The sequence below is a fragment of the Neorhizobium sp. BETTINA12A genome (assembly GCF_023006485.1).
In the GTDB taxonomy this organism is placed as follows: domain Bacteria; phylum Pseudomonadota; class Alphaproteobacteria; order Rhizobiales; family Rhizobiaceae; genus Neorhizobium.
Map to the genome: position 1 here is coordinate 1 of NZ_JALBGW010000275.1, position 3,540 is coordinate 3,540.

The 3,540-nt window shown below is 65.8% G+C and carries 4 protein-coding genes; 1 reads left to right on the plus strand and 3 read right to left on the minus strand.

Going from position 1 to position 3,540, the window contains the following annotated elements; genetic code table 11:
* Positions 1–771 (minus strand): adenosylcobinamide-phosphate synthase CbiB (cbiB, locus tag MOV61_RS29100; protein ID WP_247139073.1); only part of this gene is annotated, 771 nt, incomplete at its 3' end.
* Here cbiB and cobD point away from each other — a divergent pair.
* Positions 770–1,798 carry a threonine-phosphate decarboxylase CobD gene (gene cobD / locus MOV61_RS29105; protein ID WP_247139074.1) on the plus strand — a complete coding sequence of 343 codons (1,029 nt, stop codon included), beginning with the start codon at positions 770–772 and terminating at the stop codon, positions 1,796–1,798. The genes cbiB and cobD overlap by 2 nt on opposite strands.
* On the opposite strand, the gene MOV61_RS29110 is transcribed toward cobD, so the two are convergent.
* Entirely contained in the window at positions 1,791–2,789 is a 999-nt protein-coding gene (locus tag MOV61_RS29110) for a P1 family peptidase (RefSeq protein WP_247139075.1), read from the minus strand. The genes cobD and MOV61_RS29110 overlap by 8 nt on opposite strands.
* A 3-nt stretch (positions 2,790–2,792) precedes the next feature.
* The coding region (locus MOV61_RS29115) for an aldehyde dehydrogenase family protein (protein ID WP_247139076.1) at positions 2,793–3,540 on the minus strand (748 nt) is incomplete at its 5' end.

Below are 3,540 nucleotides of genomic sequence, written 5' to 3' on the forward strand. Positions count from 1 at the left end.
GGCCATCGCCGCTTCCGGCCAGCCGGCGTTCGGCGACCGGTGATGGCGGGCATCCCGCCTGATGGCGCGGATCGCGTTGCCCGGCGAGGCGCGATCGATGAAACCTGCTGCGACCACGAAGAGAAGGGCGCTCAGGCGCGAGGCGGGCAGGTTGATGAGATCGTCGAACCGCGCGGCCGCCCAGCCGAAGGCTTCGTAACGCGGCAGTTTGTGGCCGATCATACTGTCGGCGGTATTGGCCGCCTTGTAGCCGACGCCGCCCGCAAGACCGCCTATCCCCATCCAGAAGGCCGGCGCCACGACGCCGTCCGAAAAATTCTCGGCCAGGCTCTCGATCGCGGCGCGGCAGACGCCGGCTTCATCGAGCTTTTCCGGATCGCGCCCGACGATCTTCGAGACCGCTTTCCGCCCGGCATCCAGGCCTCCGTATCGCAGCGCCGTGGCCACGGCCTCGACATGGGTTTCGAGGCTCTTCTGCGCCGGCAGGCTCGCAGCGATCAGGACCAGCAGGATCGGCCCGAGGGGGATCATTCTCAGGTCGTATTCGATCACCAGACCAAGCAGGATGGTGATGCCGAGGAGCGCCAGAAGCGCAAACACGCCCTTTCGCTGGCGCGTGGAAAAGTCGTCGCTTTCGCGGTTCAGATCGCGGTCGAGCCGGGATATCAGTGCGCCGATCCAGGTGACCGGATGGCCGATGCGCCGGAACAGCCAGTCCGGATAACCTACGATACGCTCCGTGATCAGGGCGAAAAATGCGAGAAGGAACATGAAGTTGGCAGGCCCTGAGATTGGCGACGAAGTTGGCGATCCGATACAGCACGGCGGCAATCTTTCCCGTGCCCGGGCGCTGTTTCGCCACGCGCCGGACCCCTGGGTCGATCTTTCCACCGGTATCAGCCCGCATTCCTATCCGCATTCGTCCCTGCCCGACAATGCTTTCGCGCGACTGCCCGACGTCGCATCGGCGGAAAGGCTGAAGGTCCTTGCCGCGGCTGCCTACGGCGCGCCATCGGCGGCACATGTCGCGGCGGGGCCGGGGACGCAAATCCTGCTGCCGATGGTCGCCGATCTGATTGCCCGGAAAGGCCGTGCCGCGGTTCTTTCGCCCACCTATGCGGAGCATGCCCGCGCGGCGCGGCTTTCCGGCTTCGAGGTCAGCGAAACCGACGATCTGGATCGGCTGACGGAAGCGGACCTCGCCGTCATCGTCAATCCCAACAACCCGACCGGACGGATCATCCCGCGCGCCGACCTTTTGGCGCTCGCTGCAGTCATGCGCGCGAAGGGCGGGCTGCTGGTCGTCGACGAAGCGTTCATGGACGTCTCGGAAGCATCGAGCGTCACCGACGCGGTGGATGCCGACGGGCTCGTCGTGCTGCGCTCCTTCGGCAAATTCTACGGCATGGCCGGCCTGCGGCTCGGCTTCGTGATTTCGCATCCGGAAACCGTGGCGAAAATCGAGAACCGGCTGGGTCCCTGGGCGGTGTCCGGTCCGGCATTGCACGTGGCGAACGAGGCGCTCGCCGATGTCGGATGGCAGGACGCGACGCGGCTGAGGCTTGGAGAGGATGCGGCGCGGCTGGATGCCCTGCTCGGTGCTGCGGGAATACCTGTTACGGGTGGGACGTCGCTGTTCCGCTTCATCCGGGATGCGCGTGCGCAGGCGGTTTTCCGGCATCTTGGAGAACGGGGCATTCTGGTGCGCCGGTTCGAGGAACGGCCCAATGATCTGAGGATCGGCCTTCCATGCGAGCGCGACTGGCCGCGGCTCCAAGAAGCCTTGAAAACTATTTAGCCGACGAAGTGAATTTGTCGCGCCACGCGACCTGGGCGTTGGCAACGGGCAAAGCAGTCGCCTCGTAGACGCCGCGGGCCACGGCACGGGCGGTTACCAGCGTCGCCAGATGGCAGATTTCCATGAAATCCGAGGGGTCGCTTAAAGGTTTCGCCCCGGTCGCCGCCGAAAAGATCGTGTCGCCGTCGAAGGGCAGATGCGCCGGCAGGATCGCGCGGGCGAGGCCGTCATGGGCGAGGATGGAAAGCCGGTGCGCCTGTGCCTTGGTCAGCACGGCATCGGTGACGATGACGCCTATCGTCGTCGAGGTCACGTTGCGGCCCTTGAGGCGCATGCGATTGTCGAAGGTCGGAGGCAGCCCAAGGCCGCCGAATTCATTGTCTTCTTCAAAGGGAGCGGCCCAGAAATGCGGGCCTTCGCCTATCGTCGCCGAGCCCAGGGCATTGGCGGCAACCAGTGCCGCGACCGTATGGCCCGTCGAAGTCCGGGCGCTCGCCGAACCGATGCCGCCCTTGAACGTCGCCGTCGTCGCGCCTGTTCCGGCGCCGATGGTTCCGAGCCCGAACTCACCCTTGGTGGCGGTCCGGAAGGCTTCGTAACCCATGTCGCGATAGGGCGAATGCAAGCCCCAGTCCTTGTCGCCGCCGTTCAGCAGGTCCATCAGGATCGCCTGTGGCACGATCGGCACGCGGACGCTGCCGACCCGGAAACCGCGACCCGTTTCGCGCAGGCCGGATTGCACGCCGCCTGCCGCATCCAGTCCGAAGGCGGAACCACCGGACAGCACGAAGGCATCGACCGTTTGCACGGTCATCGACGGATCGAGCAGGGCGGTATCGCGCCCGCCCGGGGCGCCGCCGAGCACCGAGCCGGAGGCGATCGCCGGTTCGTCGAACACGATTGCCGTGACGCCCGAACCCAGGGCAAGATCGGTGGCATGGCCGATGGCCACGCCTTCGATATCGGTCAACAGGTTCAGACTATTCGCCATCGTTTACTCGATGTCGAACTTGACGCCCTGCGCGAGCGGCAGGGTGCGGCCGTAGTTCAGCGTGTTGGTGGCGCGGCGCATATAGACGCGCCATGCGTCGGAGCCGGATTCGCGGCCGCCGCCGGTTTCCTTCTCGCCGCCGAACGCGCCGCCGATTTCGGCGCCCGAAGGGCCGATATTGACGTTGGCGATGCCGCAATCCGAGCCGCGGGCGGAGACGAAGGTTTCCGCCTCGCGCATGTCGTTGGTGAAGATTGAGGAGGAAAGGCCCTGCGGCACGTCATTGTGCAGGTGGAGCGCTTCGTCGAAGCTCGAATATTTCATCACGTAGAGGATCGGAGCGAAGGTCTCGTCCTTGACCGGCCCGGACTGGGCCGGCATTTCGACGATCGCGGGGCGGACGTAATAAGCGTCGGCCGCCTCGTTCTGGTGGACACGTTCACCGCCGGTCACCTTGCCGCCTTCGGCCCTGGCGGCTTCCAGCGCCTTCTGCATCTTGTCGTAAGCGGCCTTGTCGATCAGCGGGCCGACGAGGTTGCCGTTTTCGAGCGGGCTGCCGATCGTCACGGACTGGTAGGCCTTGGCGAGGCGCGGCACCAGCGTTTCGTAGACGCTGTCATGCACGAAGAGGCGGCGCAGCGAAGTGCAGCGCTGGCCGGCCGTGCCCATGGCGGCGAATGCGACACCGCGGAGCGTCAGGTCGAGATCGGCGGTCGGGGCGACGATCGCGGCATTGTTGCCACCGAGTTCC